Below are 25375 nucleotides of genomic sequence, written 5' to 3'. Positions count from 1 at the left end.
GGAATGGGCGCATCTGCACGCTTTTCACCCCAAGATGCCTTGAATAGACCCTGTTGCGTACACTGGCGTGTATGAGACTTTCCGGCGACAGCGAGATTCAGCAGCTGATCAGCGACACCTTGGCGCAACGGCCCTATTCCCACGACCAAACGGTGCGTGACGATGTGGTGGCGGTGATCACGGTGGAGAGTGACATGCGATTCTTCCCGGACACCCTTGCCGCCGTGCTGAGACAGAGCGTACTGCCGTCGACCATTGTGATTGCGGATTGCTCAGGGCAGACTCTGCAGTCGGTGCAGACGAGTTTCAAAGTGATCCCCACGCAGGCTGATGCGCTGCATGGTGTTCCTCAGGAGCATACAGTGCACGTGCAGGTGCTCAAGGTGGCGCAGGCGCGTTCCTTCGGCGATGCGGTGGCGAAGGTACTGCGCAATGCGCAGATTGATACGACGGCGAAGACCCTATGGCTGCTGCACGACGATTCACGGCCCGCTGACCCGATCTGCCTGGAACAGCTGCTCGACACGTGGACGAATACGCCGACTGCCGCGTTGATCGGCTGCAAACAATTGGATTGGGATGCCGTGCGTCTGCACGATGTAGGCAAATATGCATCACACCATGAGGTGGTGTCGTTGGTCGTGGACGGTGAGCCCGATCAGGAACAGTACGACTCCCGCAGTGACATGTTCGCGGTCTCCCTCGCCGGCGCCCTGATTCCGGTGAATACATGGCGCAGTGTGCATGGCATCAATGCATGGTTCACCACTTACGACGAATCGGCGGATTTCTGCCGGCGCCTATGTCGAGCAGGCAAACGCGTGGTGGTCGTTCCATCGGCCCGTATCGCGCATCGACGTGCAAGGTTCGAAGGCATTCGCACCCATGACGGTCAGCCCACCTCAGACGGCAGGATCATCGACACATCGATGCCACAGTTGAGCGGCGAGCAGAAATACCTGTACACCGATGTTACAGCCGGCTGGTGGCCTCTGCTTTGGGTCGGCAGTGTGTTTGCATTCCTATTCCAAGCGCTCAGACTCCTGTTTCGCAAACAGCCTTACCGTGCGTGGTGCATGCTGTGTATGCCGGTGCTGGCATTGTTGAATGTGCCGCCTGCATTGGTGGCACGACATAGGCTCAAACTGGTTCAGACCATATCCCGAAGCCAGCTGTCAAATCTGGTGGCAGACAGGGCCCAACTGAAGATCTGGAATGCGCGCAGCAAAGCGTTTGCCGATGAACAGGGTGGCGTGGTGCTTGATCCATTGGCGCAGTCCCATCTCCATCGCCGACTCATACGTCGCTGGACGTACGCCCTTCTTGCCTCCGTAGTGGCATTCCTCTGTCTCATGGTGATGTATTGGCCATTGTTCGGTCCGGCATTCGCTGGCGGGTCACTGTATTCCAATCAGTTGCCGGCCACTGATGCCACATTCCGGCAGCTGATGGAGGCAGCCACCACCACATGGAATTTCGGTGCCGGTACCGGTGTGGCTGCGCCTCCCGCCCCCTGGCTTCTGGTGCTCATGGTGGCGTCGGTGTTCACCGGCGGTCATGTGGCTGCGGCGGTGACGTCGATCTTCTTCCTCTCTGCTCCTGCATGCGTCTTGAGTTTCTGGGCACTGGCGGGCGTGGTGACGCGTTCCGATGAGATTCGTGTGTTCTGCGGCCTGCTGTGGTTCGCCACGGCGTTGTCGCTGGGCCTGTATTCCAGCGCGAACCTTCCGATGCTGACTGTCATGGTGTTCCTGCCGGGTGCTTTCGCCCTATGTTTCAAGGCTGTGGGCATGTACCGCACCGAACAGCCGGTCAATCCCCGCGCTTCTGTGCAGGCTGCCGCTGCCGCCGCGCTCATGTTCATTCCGGCGGTGGCGGCGGAGCCGCAATTACTGCTCGCTCTCATCGTCGTGTTCGTGGCTTTTCTGGTGTTCGTGCGTCAGCACCGTATGATGCTGGTGCTCATCCCCTTCCCGTCTGCATTCGCCATCGCCCCCACTTTGGTGAATGCGGTGCGCTATGCGGGCAATGGCATGATGCGCCAATTGTTCGGCGATGTCATGGTGCCTGTCGAGCAGGTCAACGGTGCTCCCCGTCTCATGAACTTGAGCGAATTGACCTGGCAGGCTTTCGGCATTGTACCTCCCACGCAATGGGGCACATGGCTCACGCTGAATGGCGCCCGTGACGCGGCGCTGTTCATTGCCGCATGCCTTATCATTATGCTTGCCGTGCTCGCATTGCTGCGTCCTTCGGTGTTCCGCGCAAGTAGAATCCTGTGGACGGTCTCTCTATGCGGTCTGCTGCTGGCAATGGTTTCTGCGGCAGTGGTGATCGCCGCAGAGCCATATGGCCTGGCCGCCGGCTCGGTGCTGCCGGGAATCGCCATGGCGCTGTGTGGCATCATCGCCAATGTTGCTGTGTTGGCAGGGTCGGGCACCAAGCAATTCACCCGTCTTGTTGTGGAGCATGTTTCAAATGGGACGGCGCGCATCGCAGGTCGTGCGGCAGTGGCGTTCGTATTGGCCTTGACATCCTTCGCCGGAATATTTTATGGCTACCAGATTGCCTACCGTGACGGCATAGGCCAAAGCGACTATGCGCTGCCGCAGGTCGCACAGGAGTATTTGCGTGCAGATGCAAACCGGCGCATTCTGGCGTTGGAGGCCACAGGCGCTGACACGATCGAGTATGCGGTGATGCGCACAGGTAGCGGTGATCTCATCGACTCATCGCCTGCGCAGCGTGCCCGCGAAGCCGTCGAAGGTTTCGCTGATGGTGCGGGTCAAACCAAGATAGCCCGTGCAGGAGCCCAATTGCTGGCACAGAACGACGATGATGCGATCGTTCAGCTCTCGGATCTGGGGTTTGGAGGCATCTATGTGGTCACCGATGGTCATGATGTCAGCGGACGAGCCAGTGCGCAGTTGCTGGCGAACATCACCTCCTGCTCTGGAGTGCAGTCCGTGGTGAGCAATGCAAAAGGAACCTATTACCGGTTCACCTTGAATCCACCCGCTGAACAGCACATTGATGATGCCGGTATTGTGGAGCAGAGCCACAACCCATGGAGGATCGCATGGTTGTGGTGCCTCGGAACCATCGTGTTCCTGTATTGCATCGTCGCCATTCCACGCACCCATGCGAGTAACGAGGAGGAAGCATGAGCAAGCACCTTGAGTCCGGTTCATCCAAGCATTCAAAGGTGACGAAAGTCGCTGCCACCACGGTTTCCGCATGCGTGGTGGCTGGCGCACTACTGGTCATGGCCTTCATCCCCGGACGGCAGCTGAGTTTCGGCAACGCCAATCCGGCTAATGCCTCGGTGGTGCAGGAAGTGAGCCCGAAGGTCATGGACCAGTATTGTCCGGCGCAGATGGGGCTGGCGGATACGGGTACTTACGGAGACAAGGAATTCCAAGCTAGCGTGGGGGATCTGGCTTCGGGTGCACGGTATGCGGCCTTCGGTTCGATTTTCCACGCACAGGTTTCCCCATTGGGCGACGATTCGAAATCCACGGTGTTGCAGGGACCACAGTCGGATGATGCGGATTCCACTGCGGATTCGGTCGTGGTGGCGTCATCCGATTCCGCCGAAGCCCCGCAGGTGTTCGAGACGAGACTGCTGGGAGCGAGTGCAGGAACAGGGGCGAGTGGATCCATGGCCTCTTGGGCGAGCAATGGCGATATCGCCGGTGTGGCCGCCTCTACATGCATCAACATGCAATTGAACCAGAGCTTCCTCATTTCAGGGACGAAGGAGGGCACCACCCAGCAACTGCTCATCGCGAATCCTACAGACAAGTCGACGACTGTGCAGCTTTCCATGACGGGGACGAAGCCCGGGCAGATTGTGATGGCCACGCAAAGCAGCGTCGTGGTTGGCGCCGGCGAACAGAGGACCGTGGATCTGGCAGCCGCGGCACCTAATCAGGATGCTCTCCGAGTGAATCTGGTATCGCAGGAGTCGCCGGTGGCGTCGGTGATACGAACGGTCTCGATGAAGGGACTTGATCCTGATGGCAATGATTTCACGTTGCCCTTGAATCCTGCCTCCACCACACAGATTGTCAATATGGGGGATTCCCGCAATGTGATGACACTACGAGCATACGCGTCCCAAGCGGCTTCCCTCAACCTGTCGTGGATCACGCAATCCGGTGTCAAAAGCGCAGGGAAACGAGCCATGAAGGCGAATGTGGTGAACGTCATGGAATTGAATGACATCCCTGACGATGCCTTGGGGCTGCTCATCGAAAGTGACGCTGACTTCCAAGCTGCGGCCGGCATCGACGTTTCCGATGGCGGATCCCGTGATTTCGCCTTCGTGAATGCGGCAAGTCCCTACGCGCAATCCGCCTTGGCCCTCCCCTCCGGGGTTCAGGCGCATGTGAGCATGGTCAACGCCTCATCCAAGCCGATCGAGTTGTCGCTCACGGCATACGATGAGCATGGCGAGTCGGTTGGAACCCGCGATATCCATTTGGACGGCGATTCCGCGGTGATGTTCAGCCCGACGGACATCTCGAAGAATGCCGTCGCACTCTCCACGGATTACGAGGGGAATGACGTGGTGTGGGGTGCGTTCCTCACCAGCGACAAGGTCAGTTCATCAGACCATAGTGGGTTGGCCTATATCGGCGCCGACCGACTCGAGGTGGCCAAACAGACGGTGCGTGCCATGCACGATGCCACCATCGTGCATTAGAGTCGTCACATACCCCACTGTGGGTCGATTTCCTCCGGCCTGCGGCCGTAGAGTTCCGCTATGCGCAGCACCAGTTCATCGCGAATGGCGAGCTGCAGGTCCATGCGGGACCGTGCATGGCTTTGCAATGGCATGCGGTAGAGCACCACACGGGCCGGAATGCCATGCGCAGCGGGAAATGCCTGAGAATTGAGCCTCGGATTCGTCTCCCAAGGAGCCGGTGACGAGGGGGGAACGTCTTCGACGGCGAACTGCAACGGTGCCAGCAGCTGAGGCCAAGCATCGTTGAGACGGCGAATCTGGGCAATCGCCATGTCGTCGAACATGCCGCTGCGCGTGCGGTAGCGCGGTAGGCGCCGGCCGAATGGGGGAGTGCGGATCCCCCTGCCGTGGCGATTGCGGTACGTCTTCTCTTCCCATGGTGCGCGAATCATGGTTCCACTGTAGGGCATCGCACCGTCTTTGGTATATTACTCTAGTGGAACAGAACGCGAGGAGTAAGGCGAACATGTCACAGTCAGTCTCAATGGCCATGGCGAACGAGGTCGACATCGAACGGCTATGCGCCACGATGAAGGTGATGGCCTTCGACCTCGACGGCACGCTCGCCCGCTCGAAGAAACCGATGCACAAGCCCATGGCTGACGCGGTGTCGCAGCTGACACGCCTGCTGCCGGTGGCCATCATCTCCGGAGGCACCATCGACCTCGTGCGCTCGCAGGTCACCGATATGCTTTCCGAAGAATCCGACCGTTCACATATGCACCTCATGCCCACATCCGGTACACGCTACTATCGTTGGAACCCCGAGGGTGCCGATTGGCAGGAGGTGTACGAGCACAACCTGAGTGACGAGGACCGTAAACTGGTCATTGAATCACTGGAACGCCACGCTCGTGAGCTCGGCATTTGGCAGTCGCATACCTGGGGGCCTCGCATTGAAGACCGAGGCAGCCAGATCACCTTCTCGGCCCTCGGGCAGCAGGCCCCCGTGGAAGCCAAGGAGGCGTGGGATCCCACTAATGAGAAGAAGAACCGGCTCGCCGAAGCCGTGCAGAAAGACGTGCCCCATCTCGCAGTGCGTTCGGGAGGCTCCACCAGCGTCGACATTTCAAACAGGGGCGTCGATAAGGCATACGCCGTGCGCAAGCTCGCCGGCATGCTCGGTGTGACGGTCGGACAGATCGCCTTTGTCGGAGATCGCATGGATCCCGATGGCAATGACTATCCGGCGGCTTTGGCCGGAACGATCGCCATTCGGGTCACCGGTCCGGAAGACACCCTGCAGCTTTGCAACCGCATCATCGACTGGTATAACAGGAATTCACGGTAGTCGGCAGGCGTGAGGAGTGCGGTATGGGTGCATCGTTCGTTCGGGAACGGTGTGCGGCCACCGCAGGATTGCTCAGGGAGCTGGGGTATCTGCTGTTCCCACGCGGATGTGCAGGGTGCGATACACCAGATGCAGTGCTTTGCGGCCGATGCGAGGCACAATTCCATCACTGCATACCGTTCCGGCTGCGTGCCGGTGTGCTGCGGTCGGGATTCGCCTGCGCGCTCTACCGTGGCGTGGTGCGTAATGCGATTCTCAACTGGAAGGATCACGGTGACGAGGAATGCGATGCGGTGTTCATCGCGACCCTCAACCGATTGTTCGATGATTTGCTTGCAGGCTGCGGGCGAGTGGGCGAGCACTCTCCGGATGCGGTCATTCCCCGTGAAGTGCTGATTGTCTCCGCACCGTCCTCCGCCTCCTCACTGCATGCGCGAGGTCGTAGTCAGCTGGCGCCACTGGCCAAGGCACTGTGTGCACACGCCAACGCACGGGGTGTACGGGCAGCGGTCGTGCCGCTGCTCATCGTACGCGCCAATAGCAAATCAGTCGAGACGAACGGCGCCGACCAACGCGCGCAACGTGCGCGACGGACGATCTGCATCAATGAACGTGCCATCCACGCCGAGGAGACGGAAGCCTGCCGCACGGTGATCCTGATCGATGACATCGTGACCACCGGCGCCACGATCAATCGATGTGCCACCGTGCTCACCGAACATGGATATACGGTGTTCACCGCACTGGCACTGGCCTATACCCCCTCGAAACACGGGTACATGGTTGCCTGACGGCATAGGAACGGCTTCCCGACCACGAGGAGCGGGAAGCCGTAGAAGGAGATGGTGAGGGAAGCCGTAGACTTGCCCTCTGGGACACCGACTAGTTACGAGACCTTGTGTCCTCGACGTCGGGATGCAGCGGCAGCACGATCTCGAAATCGACGCCTCTCGAATCGTCAACCACATGGATGGAACCACCATGCAACGTGGCAGCCCATTTCGCAATCGACAGTCCAAGACCGGTGCCGCCGGATTCACTACCGCGTGTGGTGATGCCCTTGACGAAGCGCTGGAAGATCTTGTGGCGCACATCTTCAGGAATCTGGGAACCGAAGTTGACGATGTGCGTCACCACCGTATCACGCGAATCGTCCACATGCGCCTCGACGAGCACACTGGCGTCGTCGAGGGAATGCTTGAGCGCGTTGGCGATGATGTTCGTGAACAGCTGACGTAGGCGGTCCACATCGCCCTCCATTACGATGTTCGAGGGAATGTGCATCTCGATGTCATGCCCGCGACTGCTGTCAAGGAGCTTCAAGGGGGCAATCGTTTCGTCGATGAAATCCGCGAAGTTGAACTCCTCGATGTCGAGGCTCGAGGAACCGGCCTCGATGCGCGATAGATCGAGCAGGAAGGAGATCAGGTCGGTGAGTCGGTGGGTCTGGGCGAGAATGTTCTCCATATTCTTCTCGTTCGGCTCCACCACGCCGTCTGCCATGTTCTCCACCATCGCCTGCAGTGCGGAGACGGGTGTGCGCAGCTCATGCGCCACATTCGCGATCATGTCGCGCCGCAGCTGGTCCTCATGCTGCAGTTCCTCGGCCATGTCGTTGAAGGCGCGGGCAAGTTGCCCCACTTCATCGTGCTTGTTCGAGAAGTCGGGAACACGTGCCGTGTAGTCTCCGTCGGAGAGACGCTCGGCGGCATCGCGCATCTGGCCCAAAGGATCGGTCAGATGCCGCGACGTCGCGTAGGTGAACACCAGAATGGCGATGAGGGTGATGGGCAGCGCCAGCCAATCGTTGATTCTGGTCTTCGAAAACACCCATGCCAGCAGGAAGGCGCCCACGGTGGCGACCACAATGAGCACCGTGATCTCCACCTTGAGTGTGGAACAGTAGCGAACGAGGCGCCGCTTGGCATCCCTACGATGCTGCGAGCGCCTCATTCGGCGGTTGTATGCCTCGTCCGTCATGAGCCTTACGCTTCTGGCGGTTCGAAGGCGTACCCCACACCATGCACGGTGCGAATCGTGGAGGCGCCGAGCTTATGACGCAGCGCCTTCACATGAGAATCGACGGTGCGGGTGCCGGAGGCGTCAACCCAATCCCACACCTCTTCGAGCAGCTGTTCGCGCGTGAGCACGGAATGCGGCTGTTTGGCGAGTGTGGTGAGCAGGTCGAACTCGGTGGGAGTCAGATGCACTTGCTTGCCATCGAGTGTCACATGGCGTTTGGCCGGATCGATGACCAACGTGCCGAAATCGAGGATGCGATCATTCTCGCTCTTATGTGCGATCACCTTGGCCCGGTCCACGCGACGCAGCAATGCGCGCACACGTGCGACAAGTTCGCGCATCGAGAACGGCTTGCTCATGTAGTCGTCGGCCCCGGCGCCGAGCCCGATCACCACATCCGCCTCATCATCGCGCGCAGTGAGCATGAGCACCGGAATGGGATGCTGTGTCTCGATGCGCTTCGTCGCCTCGATGCCGTCCATGACGGGCAGCATGAGATCCATGATGATGAGATCCGGATGCAGCTTGTCGGCGGCTTTCACCGCTGTGGCGCCGTCTCCGGCGACACGGGCCGTCCAGCCTTCATTGGTCAGCCTCTGGGCGATGGCTGTAGCCAGCGTGGGTTCATCCTCGACCACGAGTATGGTGCGTCGTTCTTCGTTGTCATTCGAAGGAGCAGCCATGCTATTGCTCCCCTCCTCCTACTTGTGTCAGTTGTTATCCGGTTCCAAGAATACGACACCGAGGGCCGGTACGGTTATCTTCGTAGAATAATCGCGCGAATGGTAGGGGCCGGCGTTGGCTTCGATATCGGTGTTGTGGATGTCGGAGCCGCTGTACTTCCTGTCGTCGGTGGTGAGCACCTCGCGCCAACGGCCGCCTTGTGGGAGCGCCACCTGGTAGTCCTGCCATGCCGTTCCGGAGAAGTTGACCACGACGACCATCTGCTCGCCGTTTTTGCCGATTCGCACGAAGCTCAACGTATTGTGGTCCGAATCGTCACTGGTGAGCCACTGGAAACCGTCGGGGGTGAAGTCCTGGCTCCACAGGGCTGGGGACTTCTTGTACAGCGCGTTGAGGTCGGCCACCAGTTGCTGCACGCCACGGTGATCAGGCCAGTTCAGGCAATCCCAGTCAAGCTGGCTGTTGTAGTCCCACTCACCGTACTGGGCGAGTTCGTTGCCCATGAAGGTGAGGTTCTTGCCCGGATGTGCCCATTGATAGGCGAACAGCGAACGCACTCCGGCGTAGCGCTGCCAATCGTCGCCCGGCATCTTGCCGAACAGCGACCCTTTGCCGTACACCACCTCGTCATGGCTGATCGGCAGCACATAATGCTCCGAATAGGCATAGACCATGGAGAATGTGATCTCGTTGTGGTGCCACTTGCGGTTGATTGGTTGCTCGTGCAGGTATTCAAGCGTATCGTGCATCCAGCCCATGTTCCATTTGAGTCCATAACCGAGACCGCCTTGGTCGGTCGGGGCGGTGACGCCCGGGTAGGCGGTGGATTCCTCGGCGATCATCATGATGCCCGGATTGTTCTTGTAAGCCGTGGCGTTGGCTTCCTTGATGAAGTCGATGGCCTCGAGGTTCTCACGTCCTCCGAACTTGTTCGGATGCCATTGACCGGGCTGACGGCTGTAGTCGAGATAGAGCATCGAGGAGACCGCGTCGACGCGCAGGCCGTCCATATGATACTCATCGAGCCAGAAGCAGGCGTCGGCCACTAGGAAGTTGCGCACCTCGCGACGGCCGAAGTTGAAGATGTACGTACCCCAATCCGGATGCTCGCCGCGGGTCGGATCCGGGTCCTCATACAATGGCGTGCCGTCGAAACGGCCCAATGCGAAGGCGTCCTTCGGGAAGTGCGCGGGTACCCAATCCATGATCACGCCGATGCCCGCCTCGTGAAGCTTGTCGACGAGATACTTGAAGTCGTCGGGGGAGCCCAGGCGGGAGTCCACGCCATAGTAGCCGGTCACCTGGTAGCCCCAGCTGCCGAGGTACGGGTATTCCTCGAGCGGCATGAATTCCACGTGGGTGAAGCCCAGCTTCGCGACGTACGGCACGAGCTTGTCGGCAAGTTCGCGGTAGTTGTGTACGTCGTCGCGCCAGCTGTTCGCATTCACCTCGTAGATCGCCACAGGGCCCTGGTGTGGGTCGGTCTTCGCGCGCTTGGCCATCCAGTCGGAGTCGTTCCATTGGTATTCGGACTCCACTACAATCGAGGCCGTGTTCGGTGGCACCTCGTGCGAGCGTTCCATCGGATCGGCCTTCATCTCCCAATTGTTGAACGCGTTGAGGATCTGGTACTTGTATTTCTCGCCGGCCGTCACACCCGGGATGAAGATCTCCCAGACGCCGGAGGAGCCGAGTTCGCGCATCGAATGGCAGATGCCGTTCCATCCGTTGAAATCGCCCACCACTCGCACCGAATGTGCATTCGGCGCCCAGACGGTGAACGCAGTGCCGACCACCGGTTCGCCTTGGGTGCCGTCATTGCCGCCCATGGAGTCCTCATATCGCTTGACGTTGGCGCCCATGGCCTCCCATAGGCGTTCATGGCGTCCTTCGCCGAACAGGTAAAGATCCATCTCACCCACGGTCGGCAGGTATCGATACGGGTCGTTCTCCACCACCGTGGAGCCGTCCTCCTTGGTGATGCGCAGGCGGTAGTCGGGAACCGAATATCCCTTGTCGGTTTTCACAGCGGGGACCACGGCGACATAGACGCCGTTGAATTCCGGTTCGGCCTTGGTCTCGCCGTCGGGGGTGACGATGACGACTTCCTTGGCGTCGGGGCGAAGTACGCGGACGGTGGCGGTGTCGCTGTATTCACCGCTACCGAGGTGGGCGCCGAGAATCTCGTGAGGGTTGTAGAATCGACCCTCGCTCACGGTGCCGAGTTGGTCATGATCCACCGCAACGATGGCATCTTTGTTGAAATGATTGTTACTCATACATAGAGAATAAGCATGCAACACGGGGTTCGGGAGCCATTCTGCGTAAAAAAGCGTCTTTTTTGCCCAAAACCCTTGCAAGTCCAAGCGATAGGGCATACTTATACGGGTTTTTGCATTGCTCTTACGGAGGATTCATGGGATACAAGGTCGGCGATATGGTCGTATATCCGCGTCACGGTGCGGCTAGGGTCGAAGAGATTTCGCAGCGGACCGTCAAGGGCGTCACCCGGGAGTACCTGAAGCTCTCGGTGCTCTCATCCGATGATCTTGAGATCTTCGTGCCGGTCGACAACCTGAAGAAGGTGGGTGTGCGCGACATCGTGGACGGCGACGAGGTGAGCCGTGTGTTCGAGATTCTGCGCACACCGATCGTCGAGAAGGAGATGAACTGGTCACGCCGGTACAAGCTCAACGTGGAGAAGATCGCCACAGGCGACGTGAACAACATTGCCGAAGTGGTGCGCGACCTTTCTCAGCGCGACGTGGATGAACACGGGCTCTCTGCAGGTGAGAAGCGCATGCTCACGAAGGCGCGCAGCATACTCACCTCCGAGATCGCCCTGTCGGAGGAACTCAGCGAGGAGGAGACGCAGCGCCTGCTCGATGTGAACCTCGGTTACACCGAGCCGCAGGAAGGCGATGCCGAGCATCACACCGAGGCCCCCGAGGAGCCGGCACAAGACACGTTGGCCCGTCTCGAGTCCGAGAGCAAGAAGTCGAAGAAGAAGTGAGCGATTCGTCTGATCTGCGCAACGGTTTGGGATTCGACGCGCATCGGTTCGCCGATGCCCGCAATCCCAGACCGCTTTTTCTTGCCTGTCTGGAATGGGAAGGCAATGGCGTCGAGGGTGATTCGGATGGCGATGTCGCCGTGCATGCCACCATCGATGCATTGTTGTCGGCCACTGGATTGGGTGATATCGGCACGCTGTTCGGTGTGGGTGCGGATTCCCGGGGAGCCGGTATGCGCGGTGAAGCGATGCTCCGTGAAACCCTCGGGCTGGTGCACGCCCACGGGTTCGAACCGGTGAGCATGTCGATCAGCATCATCGGCAACCGCCCCAAGATCGGTCGTCGCCTTGATGAGGCCCAGCAACGCATGTCACAGATCTGCGGTTGCCCGGTCGGCATCACGGCGACCACCACCGATGGCATGGGTTTCACCGGCAGAGGCGAGGGGTTGGCCGCCATCGCCAGCGTACTGGTGAGGAAAACGGTCGCGTTTGCGTGAGCAGTCTCAGGTCATCATGAGGCATGTGTGCGAGTGCGCCGTGACAATCTACGAGGATTGTCACGGCGCACTCAACGTATCAGCTGAATCTGGGTTGCTCCTATCTCGTCAGTCGCCGTTCCGGTGGTTTCTAACGCTTTCGATGCCCTTTGCAATGCCCCAGAACAGTGTGGACAACGTGACGATCACGAAACTCGGAGGGGCGGGGAACATCGTGGAGATCACCAGACCACCCCAGATGCTCACCAGACACAGCACCATGGCCATCACAATGGCTTTGAACGGCGAATCGGTGATGATCATGGACGTGGCAGCCGGCGTGACCACGAGCGCGAAGATGAGCAGCGTTCCTACCGCCGGCACCGCGATGGTGATCACCCCGGCCAGGACGGTCATGAACAGTGCATTCATGATGCCGACCCGAACGCCTTTCGCCTGCGCCACCTGCTCATCGAGCGAGCTGAACAGCAATGGCCGATAGACGATGCACATGAGGATGATCAGCACGACGTCGAAAATGGCGAAACCGATAATCTGGTCCGGTGTGATCGTGAGGATTGACCCAAACAGAATGGCCTGCAGCTGCTGGGATGCGGAGCTTGACATTCTGGCGAAGTACAGGCCGAGGCCGGTGGCGAACGCGAGCACGGTACCCGTGGCGATCTCGCGTTCACCGGCCCGTTTGCCCAGGGCCGCAATCACCCATGCGCCCCCCAAGGCAAACACGCCCAGGCCGAAGGCGATGGGAACGCCCAGGAGCGCCGCGCCGGTGGCTCCGGGCAATGCGATGTGCGCAAGCGCATGCGAGGCGAAGGTGGAGTTGCGGGCAATGGTGAAGTAGCCGATGATGCCGGCACTCAGCGCGATGCACAGACCTGCGAGGAAGGCATTGCGCATGAAGGGCATCGTAAGCGTCTGCATCCATAGCGGGTCGTAGAAGAAGAACGAGCTCATTGTCCATTGCCTTTCCTGTCGATGTGCGCGTGGTCGTCGTCCGTGCGGCTTGCATCCTCATGGTGGTGGAATTGTGCGACGTCAGACGAGGGGTGCATGTCCGGGTGATCGTTGTATCCGATGTTGTCTGCGTTCGGGGTGACGAACATGTCTCCCTGCGGGGTGGTGACCACCTGCACTTGGGTGCCGTAGAGGTGTGTGAGCAACTTGGAGTCGAGCACCTCGTTCAGCTTGGCGAAGTGGGGGTGCCCGTCGAGCAGGTATACGGCGCCGGTGAGAATCGGCAGCAGCATATTGAGGTCGTGCGCCACCACCTGGATGGTCATGCCGAGTTCCCTGTTGAGCTTGGCCAGAATGTGCACGGTGGAGCGTTGGCTGGCCAGGTCGAGATTGGCCAAGGGTTCGTCGAGCATGAGCAGCTCCGGGTCCGACACCAAGGCCTGGGCTATGGCGACGCGTTGACGCAGGCCGCCTGAAAGCTGGGGGAGACGGTATGAGGCCTTGTCGAGCACGCCCACGAATTCCATCGCCTCACGTGCCTTGTCCCGCTCCTTTTTCGAGACGATGTGGAAGCCGAAACGGGTGCCTGTGAGACCGAGCAGCACTGATTGTTCAGCGGTCAGCGACGAGTCGATGTCGGAGGTGTAGCTTTGCGGTACATAACCGATGTGCGCATTCATCTCACCGGCCGGTTTGCCCAGCACGGTCATCGTGCCGTGGGAAAGCGGTATGACTCCGAGCTCCGCTTTCATCAGTGTGGTTTTGCCCGCGCCATTTGTGCCGACTATGGCGGTCACGCTGCCGCGTGGAATGGTGAAGGTGCCTTCGCTCCAAATTGTTCGCCCCCCGCGTGAGATCGCGATGTCGTGGCATACGATGCAGGGCTGCGTCGGTGTCGTCCGATCGGCCATTCGCTCACCTCTTCTTCTTGGATTCGTATGCGACTGCCAACGGCGTGCGCATATCCGACGAATTCAGTGTTCCAATCGGTATTGACAATCATTCTCAATAAGAGGGCCGCTGGTCGATGGAGGCAGATGCATGACGTTGTCTACTTCGTGTCAGGAGTCTCCTGCTGTGCGCCGGCGTTCGGAGAAGGTGATGATGCGGCGTCGTGTTCCTGTTCCTGGGAGACTTTGGAAATGATTGATTCGCTCAGGGTGTCGATCCAGGAGGTGAGGTCTTTGCAATCCTTGGGCATCTGCTCGGTGATGTCGACCACCGGGATGCCTGCCTTGTGCGCAGCCTGGGTGAGCGTGGCGTCGGTTTGCGCCCTTTGCTGCGGGTTGTTGACCAGCAGATTGGCTTGCCTGTCCTGCAGCACGTCGCTGAACGCCTTGATATCCTTCTCGTCGGGCTCGGCGCCGTCGAGCATGGCCTTGGCGTAGTCCTTCGGCGTAACGTCCCTGAATCCCAAGTCGCTCATCAGATAATACGCAACATCTTCCGTGGCGGCATAGGTGGGATCTTTGAGCGACCTGCTGTGTTCCCTCATCTGGGATTCAAGCTCGTCCTCGTCGCCCTGCCATGTTTTCAGATTGCTTTCGAAGTACGCCTTGTATTCAGGGTGGATCCTGCTGAACACCTCTGTCAATTCCTTGGCCACGGCCTGCCGGGCGTCACGCGAGAACCACAGGTGCGGGTTGTCGCCATCCAATGCACCCACCGTGTCGGCCACGGACACCCGTGTAACGCTCCGGGGAAGCGAACGGTCTGCCCAGGTGTCGTATCCTGCGCCGTTGGTCAGCAGCACTTGGGCCTTGCGCATCTGGGTGACCTGTTTGGCATTCGGATCGAAGGAATGTGCGTTGGTGGTGTCGGAGGAGAGGATCGACGAGACCTCCACCTGATTGCCGCCAATCTGCTTCGCCAATGACCCCCATTGGTTCAGCGTGGCGACGACGGTGATTTTCGAGGCGGAGGTGGTGGAGCCGTTTGGCGTTGGCTCGTTCGTCTGCCGGGAATCGAACCAGCTGCAGGCGCTGGTACCCAGAATCAGTGCGATGCCGGCCAAGATGACGACGATGGCGCGGAGTCCGTTGCCGAATGTACGCATGACGTTCCTTAATATGGGTGCTTGATGTCGATTCCTTGTTTCTTCTGCAATAATAGGTCGGGACATGGCCGAGGAAGGACTCCACCGAGTGTGAAAGGGACATTCATATGGCAATCGTATTGGACGGAAAGAAGGTGGCCGGTCAGATCAAGGCCGACCTCGCCTCGCGTGTGGCCGGCTTGGCGCGGATGGGTGTGGTGCCCGGTCTGGGCACTGTGCTGGTTGGTGGCGATCCGGGTTCCATGAAGTATGTGGAGGGCAAGCACAGGGATTGCGAGGAGGTGGGAATCGCCTCGATACGCAGGCAGCTTCCGGCGACCGCGACGACGGAAGACGTGCTTGCCGTCGTGCGCGACCTCAATGAGGACCCGGCATGCACCGGCTACATCATCCAGCTGCCTTTGCCTGCCCACATCGATTCGAACGCCATCATCAGCGCCATCGATCCGGTCAAGGACGCCGATGGCATGCACCCCTACAATCTGGGGGAACTGGTGCTGCATGTTCGGGGTGACATCACCACTCCACTGCCCTGCACTCCCCGCGGGGTGCTCGCCCTCCTCGACGCCTACGGCATAGAACTGGCAGGCAGGAACGTATGCGTACTCGGACGCGGCATCACCATCGGTCGCACCATTGGCCTGATGCTCACGAGGAGCGGTGTCGATGCCACGGTGACGCTCTGTCACACGGGCACCCGCAACATTGAGGAGCACATTCGCCGGGCGGACGTTGTCATTGCCGCGGTTGGTGTCGCGGGGTTCGTCCAAATGGAGCACGTCAAGCCGGGGGCCGTGCTCATCGATGTCGGTGTATCGCGGGTATTCGACGAACAGGCTGGCAGAATGCGCATAGTCGGAGACGTCGATTCGAGGGCCCATGCCGTTGCCGGTGCGTATTCCCCGAATCCGGGAGGAGTGGGGCCCATGACACGTGCCATGCTGCTTGCCAACGTCGTGGAACAGGCTGAGCGCATGGCCGGCATTCGTGAAGATTCGTGAGCCATTCGCTCTGGGTGCGCGACACGCCGGGAGAAATGCACGTTTTGGCCAGTGCTTCGCCTACAATCGAATCTGCATGTGTTTGGGGCTTGGTGTATCCAGCCGCCGAGCATATGCCTGAATAACTGAATATCGATATTATCCACCCAACTATTTGAAGAAACCACATTAATGGCAGAAAACAAAGCAGAAGTCGAAAAGGTCGCCATCAACGACATCGGCACCGTTGACGACTTCATCAAGGCAGTCGATTCCACCATCAAGAACTTCGACGATGGTGATCTGGTAGAGGGCACCGTCGTCAAGGTCGATCACGACGAGGTTCTCCTGGACATCGGCTACAAGACCGAAGGTGTAATTCCTTCCCGCGAACTTTCCATCAAGAAGGACGTCGATCCGGATGATGTCGTCAAGGTCGGCGACACTATCGAAGCCCTTGTCGTCACGAAGGAAGACAAGGAAGGGCGTCTCATCCTGTCCAAGAAGCGTGCCCAGTACGAGCGTGCCTGGGGCGACATCGAGAAGATCAAGGAAGACGACGGCGTCGTCGAGGGCACTGTCATCGAGGCTGTCAAGGGCGGCCTGATCGTCGACATCGGCCTGCGTGGCTTCCTGCCGGCCTCCCTCGTCGAGATGCGCCGCGTGCGCGATCTCTCGCCGTACATCGGTCAGAAGATCAAGGCCAAGGTGCTCGAGCTCGACAAGAACCGCAACAACGTGGTCCTGTCCCGCCGCCAGTACCTCGAGGAGACCCAGTCCGAGGTTCGCGAGACCTTCCTCTCGCAGCTCAAGAAGGGCCAGATTCGCGAAGGCGTCGTCTCGTCCATCGTCAACTTCGGTGCATTCGTCGATCTTGGCGGCGTCGACGGCCTCATCCACGTCTCCGAGCTCTCCTGGAAGCACATTGACCACCCGTCCGAGGTCGTCAAGGTCGGCGACAAGGTCACCGTCGAGGTACTCGACGTCGATCTGGACCGCGAGCGCATCTCGCTGTCGCTCAAGGCGACCCAGGAGGATCCGTGGCAGCGCTTCGCACGCACCCACGTTCCGGGTCAGATCGTGCGTGGCAAGGTCACGAAGATCGTCCAGTTCGGTGTGTTCATCTCCGTCGAGGACGGCATCGAGGGTTTGGTGCACATCTCCGAGCTCGCCAACCGCCATGTCGAGAACCCGGAGACCGTTGTCAAGCCGGGCGAAGAGGTCTTCGTCAAGGTGATCGACGTCGATCTCGACCGTCGTCGCATCTCCCTGTCGCTCAAGCAGGCCAACGATTCCGTCGACCCGAACTCCGAGGACTTCGATCCGGCGCTCTACGGCATGCCGGCCGAGTACGACGAGGACGGCAACTACAAGTACCCGGAGGGCTTCGACCCGAACACCAACGAGTGGATTCCGGGCTACGAGAAGCAGCGTGAGGAATGGGAGTCCCAGTACGCCTCGGCTCACGGTCTGTGGGAGCTGCACAAGGAGTTCGTGCGCAAGGAGCTCGAGAATGCCGAAGCCTCCGCTCAGGAGGACGGTCAGGCTCCTGCCAAGGAAGAGAAGGTCGAAGAGACTTCGAACTACTCCTCCGAGTCCGAATCCAACGGCACCCTCGCCGATTCCGACCAGCTTGCCGCTCTTCGCGAGCAGCTGCTGAGCGAGAAGAAGTGAGCATAGCTTTTAGGTTGTGAGATGAGGGCCCCGACGTATAGCGTCGGGGCCTTTTGCATGACTATATGGATATGGGGTGGGAGGAATCCGGACATTGCAAAATCGTGGCTGCCTGATATCCCTCAAGTATGAGACGAATCGGATTGACAGGTGCCATTGCGGCGGGTAAAAGCACCGTGGCAGAGCGAATGGCCGAGGCTGGGGCGCAGGTCATAGACTACGACAAGCTCGCACATGATCTCAGCGGACCGGGGTCGCCTGCCATTGAACTCATTCGCATGGCGTTCGGCAATAAGGCAATCACCGAGCAGGGAGCTTTGGACCGTGTCTGGATGGCCGCCCATGTGTTCGCTGCGAACGGGAAGCAGGCGGTTCGCTCACGGCGTGTATTGGAATCGATTTTGCATCCGCTCATCTATCGCGCGGCCAGTGAGAGTGAACGTCAGATTCTCGGGCGGTTTGGCGACAATGTGGTCATTGTGCATGACATCCCGTTGCTCACCGAGGTGTATGACGAGCTGCCATTCCGTTTCGACCACATCGTAACCGTCGAGGCGCCGGTGGCATTGCGCGTCGAGCGCATGATGCGCACACGTGGGATGAGCCGGGCACAGGCGCTGGCGCGAATCGCCAGCCAGACCGACGACCGTTGGCGCGAGCGGATCAGCGATGTTATTATCGATGGCAGCACATCCATAGAACAGATGTTCGAACAAGTCGATTCCCTCATGAGCTCGTGGCGACGCGAGATGGAGGGGAAGTAGCCGGGAGGGCGCATGGGATTCAATATCGAACGCACGAACAGGCCGTTTGTGGTCAAATCGCCGTACAAGCCCTCCGGAGACCAGCCGAAGGCCATCGAGGAGCTGGCCACGCGTATCGAGAACGGCGAGAACGACGTTGTGCTGATGGGTGCTACCGGCACCGGCAAGACCGCCACCACCGCATGGCTCATCGAACGGCTGCAACGGCCCACGCTCATCATCGAACCGAACAAGACGCTCGCCGCCCAGCTATGTGCAGAGTTCCGCGAGCTCATGCCGGACAACGCGGTGAGCTACTTCGTTTCGTACTATGACTACTACCAGCCCGAGGCCTACATTCCGCAGACCGACACCTATATCGAGAAGGATTCGAACATCAACGACGACGTCGAGCGTTTGCGCCACGCTGCGACCGCGAATCTGCTCACACGCCGCGACTGCGTGGTCGTGGCCACCGTGTCCTGCATATATGGCCTGGGCACGCCCGAAGAGTACGCCGGCCGCATGCTCTTCCTGCATGAGGGGGACCAGATCGACCGAGACGATCTGCTGCGCACCTTCGTCGACATGCAGTACAAACGCAACGACATAGCATTCACCCGCGGCACATTTCGGGTGCGCGGGGACACGGTGGAGATCATCCCGGTGTATGAGGAGCTGGCCATACGCATCGAGTTCTTCGGCGACGAGATCGACCGCATCTCCACGCTGCATCCGCTCACTGGCGACGTGATCGAGCAGGTCAGTGACGTGCACATCTTCCCGGCTTCGCACTACGTTGCCGGTCCCGAACGCATGGCGAAGGCGTTGGATTCGATCCAGCGCGAACTCGACGAGCGCGTGGCCGAGCTGCGCAAGCAGGGCAAGGAGCTTGAGGCGCAACGTCTGAGCATGCGTACGACGTACGATCTGGAGATGCTCTCGCAAGTGGGGGTGTGCTCGGGTGTGGAGAACTATTCACGTCATTTCGATGGCCGTGCGGCCGGCACGCCACCGCACACATTGCTCGACTTCTTCCCCGACGATTTCCTGCTGGTCATCGACGAATCACACGTGACCGTTCCTCAAATCGGCGCCATGTACGAAGGTGACGCCAGCCGCAAACGCACGCTGGTGGAGCATGGGTTCCGGCTTCCTTCGGCAATGGACAACCGTCCGCTCAAATGGCCGGAATTCCTCGATCGGGTGGGCCAGACCGTCTATCTGTCGGCAACGCCGGGAGATTACGAGCTGGGGCTTTCGGATGGCGTGGTCGAACAGATCATACGACCCACAGGCCTGCTCGATCCGAAGATCGATGTGCGTCCGGTCGAAGGCCAGATCGATGATCTGCTCGCCAAAATCAAAGATCGTGTGGCCGCGGGGGAGCGCACGCTCGTCACGACGATGACGAAGAAGATGGCTGAGGATCTCACCGATTACCTGCTGGAACGTGGCATCAAGGTGGAATACCTGCACTCCGACGTCGACACGCTGCGGCGCGTTGAACTGCTGCGCGAACTGCGTGAGGGCAAGATCGACGTCATCGTGGGCATCAACCTGCTGCGTGAAGGGCTGGATCTGCCGGAGGTGTCGCTCGTGGCGATCCTCGACGCCGACAAGGAAGGCTTCCTGCGCTCGTACCGATCGCTCATCCAGACCATTGGACGTGCTGCACGCAATGTGAGCGGTACGGTGATCATGTATGCCGATGAGATGACGGACTCGATGAGCAAGGCAATCGAGGAGACCAATCGTCGTCGTGAGATCCAGATGGCGTACAACGAGGAGCATCGCATCGATCCCAAGCCGCTCATCAAGAAGATCAGCGACGTCAACGACATGCTCGCCAAGGAGGACGTGGACACGCAGGAACTGCTCGAGGGCGGCTACCGCAATTCCGGCAAGGCAGGTAACTCGCATCTTGGATTGCCGAACACGACGCCCGAGGAAGCCGACAGGCGCCATGAGGAGATTCTCAAGGCCGGCCTTCCCGCGCAGGATCTCGCAGACCTTATTCGCCAGCTTTCCGATCAGATGCATACCGCGGCCGAACAGCTGCAATTCGAACTGGCGGCGCGCCTGCGTGACGAGATTCGCGACCTCAAGAAGGAGCTGCGGGCCATCACACAGGCACAGCAGTAGACAACCCATTTCGGACGGCTTGCGCTAAGCTGACCTGTATGGCAGAAACCCCTATCTCGTTCATGATCGGCACCTATGTCGTGCTGGTCGTCTTCTTCGTCGTGGATCTCTTCGTCCTGGGGCGCAGGCCTCATGTACCGTCGACCAAGGAATGCGTGCAGCACATTGCGTTCTTCGTCGCCATGGCGCTCGTCTTCGGCGGATTGATATGGTGGGTGGCCGGGGCCAAGCCGGCCGTTGAGTTCTACTCGGGCTGGCTCACCGAGTATTCACTCAGCATCGACAACCTCTTCGTGTTCGTCATCATCATGTCGAACTTCGCGGTGCCGAAGAAACTGCAGAAGTTCGTTCTCTCGGTTGGCATCACGATCGCATTGGTGCTCCGTGGGCTGTTTATTCTCATCGGAGCCGCCTTGGTCTCGCGGTTCACCTGGGTGTTCTTCATTTTCGGCGCCTTCCTCATCTATACGGCCGTCAAAGTGGCGATAGGGGAGGACGACGATGAGGAGTTCCATGAGAACGGACTGATTCGCCTCATGCGGCGATTCTCCCATGTCACGAATGAATACGACGGCGAGAGGCTGCGCACCACCATCGACGGTAGGAAGTATTGGACCCCCATGCTCATCGTGTTCATCACGATCGGCACCACCGACGTCATGTTCGCTTTCGACTCGATTCCGGCGATATTCGGTCTCACCAAGGATCCGTTCATCGTGTTCACCTCCAATGTGTTCGCATTGCTCGGCCTCCAGCAGCTGTACTTCCTGCTGGGGCGCCTGCTTGACAAGCTGGTGTATCTGCCGGTCGGCCTGTCGCTTGTCCTCGGGTTCATCGGTGTCAAACTCATTCTCGAGGCATTGCATGGCAACACGCTTCCGTTCATCAACCACGGCCAACCGTTGGGCATGGTGCCGGAAGTGCCCACGTGGCTGTCGCTGGTGGTCATCATCGTCTGCATCGGCGGTTCGGCATTAGCCAGTGTCATCAAGATGAAGTCGATCGACGCGAAGCAGGCCGCGGCACCTTCGAATCCTCAGGAGCGCCCCTAAGGCGACATGCCGGTGAGCCATATGGTGTGTACCTGCGGCACAATGGTTGTGAGCGCTCACAGACTTCTTCGCTATTTGCGACAAGCTAAAGCGAAAAAGGAGTAAGCTAGAGCAATGTTGAATGTGCTCTCCAAGGAGCACAACCGTCAAAGAATAGGTAGGCATTCATGCGTAAAGCCAAGATCGTAGATACCATCGGTCCAGCCACCGAATCTCTCGAGAAGATCACGGAACTCGTTGAAGCCGGTATGGACGTGGCTCGTCTGAACCGCTCCCATGGCACCCCGGAGGATCATCTTCGCGTGTACAACAACGTGCGCGAGGCCTCGAAGACCACGGGTCGCAACGTGGCCGTCCTCGTCGATCTGCAGGGTCCGAAGATCCGCTGCGGTTGGTTCAAGAAGAACGCCGAAGGCGAAGACAAGGTCCAGCTCGAAGAGGGCCAGGAATTCATCATCACCACCGATGACGTCGAAGGCGACGAGCACATCACCTCCACCACGTTCAAGGGCCTGCCGGGCGACTGCCATCCCGGAGATCCGATCCTCATCGACGATGGCAAGGTCCGTCTTGAGGTCACCAAGGTCGAGGGCAACAACGTCTACACCAAGGTCGTCGTGGCCGGTCCGGTTTCCAGCCACAAGGGCATCAACCTGCCGGGCGTCGCCGTCTCGCTGCCTGCGCTGACCGCCAAGGATGAGGAGGACCTGCGCTGGGCCATCCGCACCGGCGCCGATATCATCGCCATGTCGTTCGTGCGTTTCGCCACCGACATCGACCGCGCCCATGAGATCATGGACGAAGAAGGTCGCCGCATCCCGGTCGTCGCGAAGATCGAGAAGCCGCAGGCCGTTGAGAACCTCGAGGACATTGTCAAGGTGTTCGATGGCATCATGGTCGCTCGTGGCGACATGGCCGTTGAGATGCCGTTCGAAGAGGTGCCGCTTGTCACCAAGCGCTGCATCGAGCTTTCCCGCCAGTACGCCAAGCCGGTCATCGTGGCGACCGAGGTTCTCGGCTCCATGGTGCATTCGCCGGTTCCGTCGCGTGCAGAGGCCTCCGATTGCGCCAATGCCGTGCTTGACGGCGCCGATGCAACGATGACCTCCAACGAGACCGCCGTCGGCGAATATCCGGTCGAGACCGTCAAGACGATGTCCCGCATCTCCGGCTATGCCACCGAGCACGGCTTCGATCGCATCCCTCACCTCAAGGACCTCGATATGTCGAGCACCGGCGCCGTGTCGTCCGCAGCCGTTGACCTGGCAGAGAAGCTCAATGCCAAGGCCATCGTCGCCTACACGCAGACCGGATCCACCGTGCACCGCGTCTCCCGCGAGCGCCCGGCTACCCCGATCTATGGTCTCACCAACAACGAGCACACCTTCCACTGGCTGGCTTTGAGCTGGGGCACCGAAGGCATCAAGCTCGATGAGGATTACCACGACATGTCCCGCAAGGATCTGATGACCTTCACCGACGAGGTGCTGCGCAAGAACGGCAAGGTCGCCAACGGCGACAAGATCGTTGTGCTGAGCTCCGCCCAGGGCGAGCATCTGCCCGGCCGCACCGATTCGATCTACGTTCACACCGTGGGTGCCTGCGACTGATTGCATATACCCGTCAGCATCCTAAGCGCATGACGGGCAGGACGCTCATGGGGGTGTGCATCCGCGGATGCACACCCCCATGTTGTCAGCTCGGAGTGTCTGAATTGGCAAAAGTCGAGGTATGTGCTATATTCACATAGGTTGCTTTTGCCCCTGTATCCCAATTGGTAGAGGAGACAGCCTCAAAATCTGTACAGTGTGGGTTCGAGTCCCACCGGGGGCACCGACAGGCTCGCCGTGAACGTTCATGGCGAGCCTTTTTTCATCGTATGTTATCCGCTGTTAACGGAACGTCGCGGTTCGCGCTGTATACAATGGGAAACAGGCAGATGAGCCGCAGGCAACCAGAAAGGACTGGCATGAGCAAGCAAACATACCGTCGCTTCGATCCATGGCGCAGCACCCCCATCCATGAGGAGGCGCGCGAGACCATCGTCGGTGGTCATTACTTCAACATCGACCGCGTGTCGTTCGCCTCGCCGACGGTGGGGCATTTCGAACGGCTCATCCTGCACAAGAACAATGGCGATTCCGTGGGGGTGATCGGCCTGACGAAGGACGGCAGGGTGCCGCTCATCGAACAGTACCGCATCCCCGTGCATCGGTGGACTCTGGAGATTCCCGCAGGACATGCGATAGACAAGAACGAGAAGCCAGTCGATGTGGCCCGTCGCAAGCTTGCCGAGGAGGTGGGGTACAAAGCGGGGGTGATGACACAGTTCTGCCGCTTCATCAACACCCCAAGCTACTCCACACAGCATACCGCCCTCTACTTCGCCTATGATCTCGAACCGATCGACGAACGCGAGCAGTACGCCAACGAGGCCCGCGCGCAGGTTCGTTTCCTCACACCGCAGGAATGCTATGATCTGGTGCTCAATGGAACGATTCTCGATGCCAAGTCCATCATCGCCATCCAACGCCTGTATATGGCGCCGAACAACATGATCGGTGTTTCCCCGGACGACGAAGCGCCGGCCCGAGACTGACACGCATGTTAGCGCATAAGTGCGCTACACTGTGCTGTTGGAGTACTGAATACGTCCAACAGGAACATGTCATGGCCCGCATGTGTATGCGTATATGGAGCGCGGGCATGAAATAATGAATGGAGAGCTTGTATGTCCAACGAAGAGCAGGAGAGCATCACCGAGGAGCCGACGGTTGACCACGCCGCCGATGCGATCGAGGTGGCTGAAGCCCAGGTCGCCAAGAAGGAGGCCAAGCGTAATCCCACCGTGGTTGTGGCCGAAGATGAATCGGTGAACCGCATGGATCTTGTGGCCATGCTCGAAGACAACGGATATGAGGTGGTGGGCGAGGCTGCCAATGGTGAGGAGGCCATCGAACTCACCCGTGAGAAGCGTCCTGATGTCGTATGCATGGACGTCAAGATGCCGCATATGGACGGCATCACCGCGGCGGGTGTGATCTGCGATGAGAATCTGGCCCCTGTGGTCATGCTCACGGCGTTCTCCCAGGCCGATCTGGTGAAGGAGGCCATTGGTGCCGGAGCCATGGCCTATGTGACCAAGCCCTATGAGGAATCCAAGCTGCTGCCTGCCCTGGCGGTGGCTATGGGCCGTTTCGCCGAGATCAACGATCTGCTTGACAGCGTGGAACGCAACGAAAGCGAATTGCGCACCACCCAGGAGCAGTTGAGGGACGCCGAGGAGGAACTGCGCAAGACCAAGGAGACCCTCGAGGAACGTAAGCTCATAGACCGTGCCAAGGGGCTGCTCATGGACAAAACGAACTTCTCGGAGTCCGGGGCGTTCCGTTGGATCCAGAAGACCTCGATGGACCAGCGCATTCCGAAGAAACGCCTTGCACAGGCCATCATCGAGAAATACAGCGACAAGCCGAACGATGGGGAGTGACCTATGGCGCTCAACGTGACG

At 59.5% G+C, this 25375-nt stretch carries 21 protein-coding genes and 1 tRNA gene; 15 read left to right on the top strand and 7 right to left on the bottom strand.

Features of this window, described 5'->3' with window-relative positions:
- Window positions 1-71: 71 nt before the first annotated feature.
- Complete coding sequence (locus BANAN_RS04975) at window positions 72-3167, top strand: glycosyltransferase family 2 protein (RefSeq protein WP_014697831.1); 3096 nt, start codon at window positions 72-74, stop codon at window positions 3165-3167.
- Complete coding sequence (locus BANAN_RS04970) at window positions 3164-4708, top strand: DUF5719 family protein (RefSeq protein WP_014697830.1); 1545 nt, start codon at window positions 3164-3166, stop codon at window positions 4706-4708. The genes BANAN_RS04975 and BANAN_RS04970 overlap by 4 nt, the downstream gene beginning before the upstream one ends.
- 5 nt (window positions 4709-4713) lie before the next feature.
- Here BANAN_RS04970 and BANAN_RS04965 read toward each other — a convergent pair whose 3' ends face one another.
- Window positions 4714-5160 (bottom strand): metallopeptidase family protein, encoded by a 447-nt coding sequence (locus tag BANAN_RS04965; RefSeq protein WP_041777013.1) that lies wholly within the window; start codon window positions 5158-5160, stop codon window positions 4714-4716.
- Window positions 5161-5216: 56 nt separating this feature from the next.
- On the opposite strand from BANAN_RS04965, the gene BANAN_RS04960 reads away from it, so the two are divergent.
- Together BANAN_RS04960 and BANAN_RS04955 are read left to right on the top strand one after the other, a co-directional pair.
- A complete protein-coding gene (locus BANAN_RS04960) occupies window positions 5217-6041 on the top strand; it encodes an HAD-IIB family hydrolase (RefSeq protein WP_237705779.1) in 825 nt (274 codons plus the stop codon).
- Between the two features lie 23 nt (window positions 6042-6064).
- Entirely contained in the window at window positions 6065-6832 is a 768-nt protein-coding gene (locus BANAN_RS04955) for a ComF family protein (protein ID WP_014697827.1), read from the top strand.
- Between the two features lie 91 nt (window positions 6833-6923).
- On the opposite strand, the gene BANAN_RS04950 is transcribed toward BANAN_RS04955, so the two are convergent.
- The 3 genes from BANAN_RS04950 to glgB are packed head-to-tail and all read right to left on the bottom strand — an operon-like array spanning window position 6924 to window position 11026.
- Window positions 6924-8021: a sensor histidine kinase gene (locus BANAN_RS04950; protein WP_014697826.1), complete on the bottom strand. Its 1098-nt coding sequence runs from the start codon at window positions 8019-8021 to the stop codon at window positions 6924-6926.
- Between the two features lie 5 nt (window positions 8022-8026).
- Window positions 8027-8746, bottom strand: a complete 720-nt coding sequence (locus tag BANAN_RS04945) for a response regulator transcription factor (protein ID WP_014697825.1) — start codon at window positions 8744-8746, stop codon at window positions 8027-8029.
- Between the two features lie 27 nt (window positions 8747-8773).
- Window positions 8774-11026, bottom strand: coding sequence for a 1,4-alpha-glucan branching protein GlgB (gene glgB / locus BANAN_RS04940; RefSeq protein ID WP_014697824.1), 2253 nt, complete (start codon window positions 11024-11026; stop codon window positions 8774-8776).
- Window positions 11027-11163: 137 nt separating this feature from the next.
- Between glgB and BANAN_RS04935 the strand changes: the two genes are divergently transcribed.
- Together BANAN_RS04935 and ispF are read left to right on the top strand one after the other, a co-directional pair.
- Window positions 11164-11760, top strand: a complete 597-nt coding sequence (locus BANAN_RS04935; RefSeq protein ID WP_014697823.1) for a CarD family transcriptional regulator — start codon at window positions 11164-11166, stop codon at window positions 11758-11760.
- Window positions 11757-12260, top strand: coding sequence for a 2-C-methyl-D-erythritol 2,4-cyclodiphosphate synthase (gene ispF / locus BANAN_RS04930; RefSeq protein ID WP_014697822.1), 504 nt, complete (start codon window positions 11757-11759; stop codon window positions 12258-12260). Before BANAN_RS04935 ends, ispF begins: the two co-directional genes overlap by 4 nt.
- 108 nt (window positions 12261-12368) lie before the next feature.
- Here the strand turns inward: ispF and BANAN_RS04925 are convergent, their stop codons facing one another.
- The 3 genes from BANAN_RS04925 to BANAN_RS04915 form a co-directional block, all read right to left on the bottom strand.
- Window positions 12369-13214, bottom strand: a complete 846-nt coding sequence (locus BANAN_RS04925; protein ID WP_014697821.1) for a metal ABC transporter permease — start codon at window positions 13212-13214, stop codon at window positions 12369-12371.
- The gene (locus BANAN_RS04920; RefSeq protein ID WP_014697820.1) at window positions 13211-14125 is read right to left on the bottom strand and encodes an ABC transporter ATP-binding protein; all 915 of its coding nucleotides are present in this window, start codon (window positions 14123-14125) and stop codon (window positions 13211-13213) included. Before BANAN_RS04920 ends, BANAN_RS04925 begins: the two co-directional genes overlap by 4 nt.
- A gap of 140 nt (window positions 14126-14265) precedes the next feature.
- Entirely contained in the window at window positions 14266-15270 is a 1005-nt protein-coding gene (locus BANAN_RS04915; protein ID WP_014697819.1) for a metal ABC transporter solute-binding protein, Zn/Mn family, read from the bottom strand.
- Between the two features lie 107 nt (window positions 15271-15377).
- On the opposite strand from BANAN_RS04915, the gene BANAN_RS04910 reads away from it, so the two are divergent.
- From BANAN_RS04910 to BANAN_RS04870, 9 genes are all read left to right on the top strand, one after another.
- A complete protein-coding gene (locus BANAN_RS04910) occupies window positions 15378-16271 on the top strand; it encodes a bifunctional methylenetetrahydrofolate dehydrogenase/methenyltetrahydrofolate cyclohydrolase (protein WP_014697818.1) in 894 nt (297 codons plus the stop codon).
- Window positions 16272-16442: 171 nt separating this feature from the next.
- A complete protein-coding gene (gene rpsA / locus BANAN_RS04905; protein ID WP_014697817.1) occupies window positions 16443-17924 on the top strand; it encodes a 30S ribosomal protein S1 in 1482 nt (493 codons plus the stop codon).
- Window positions 17925-18052: 128 nt separating this feature from the next.
- Entirely contained in the window at window positions 18053-18688 is a 636-nt protein-coding gene (coaE, locus tag BANAN_RS04900) for a dephospho-CoA kinase (RefSeq protein WP_041777012.1), read from the top strand.
- A gap of 12 nt (window positions 18689-18700) precedes the next feature.
- Entirely contained in the window at window positions 18701-20812 is a 2112-nt protein-coding gene (gene uvrB / locus BANAN_RS04895) for an excinuclease ABC subunit UvrB (RefSeq protein WP_014697815.1), read from the top strand.
- Window positions 20813-20850: 38 nt separating this feature from the next.
- Window positions 20851-21864, top strand: coding sequence for a TerC family protein (locus tag BANAN_RS04890; protein WP_041777011.1), 1014 nt, complete (start codon window positions 20851-20853; stop codon window positions 21862-21864).
- A 167-nt stretch (window positions 21865-22031) separates the two neighbouring features.
- A complete protein-coding gene (gene pyk / locus BANAN_RS04885; protein ID WP_014697813.1) occupies window positions 22032-23474 on the top strand; it encodes a pyruvate kinase in 1443 nt (480 codons plus the stop codon).
- Window positions 23475-23623: 149 nt separating this feature from the next.
- Window positions 23624-23697, top strand: a tRNA-Leu gene (locus tag BANAN_RS04880).
- 136 nt (window positions 23698-23833) lie between these two features.
- The gene (locus BANAN_RS04875; RefSeq protein WP_014697812.1) at window positions 23834-24463 is read left to right on the top strand and encodes an NUDIX domain-containing protein; all 630 of its coding nucleotides are present in this window, start codon (window positions 23834-23836) and stop codon (window positions 24461-24463) included.
- Window positions 24464-24595: 132 nt separating this feature from the next.
- The gene (locus tag BANAN_RS04870; RefSeq protein WP_014697811.1) at window positions 24596-25354 is read left to right on the top strand and encodes an ANTAR domain-containing response regulator; all 759 of its coding nucleotides are present in this window, start codon (window positions 24596-24598) and stop codon (window positions 25352-25354) included.
- The last annotated feature ends 21 nt before the right edge of the window (window positions 25355-25375 follow it).

This window comes from Bifidobacterium animalis subsp. animalis ATCC 25527 (genome assembly GCF_000260715.1).
Taxonomy (GTDB): domain Bacteria; phylum Actinomycetota; class Actinomycetes; order Actinomycetales; family Bifidobacteriaceae; genus Bifidobacterium; species Bifidobacterium animalis.
The sequence above is the reverse complement of the archived record's forward strand: the minus strand, read 5'-3'. Positions and strand labels throughout refer to the sequence as shown.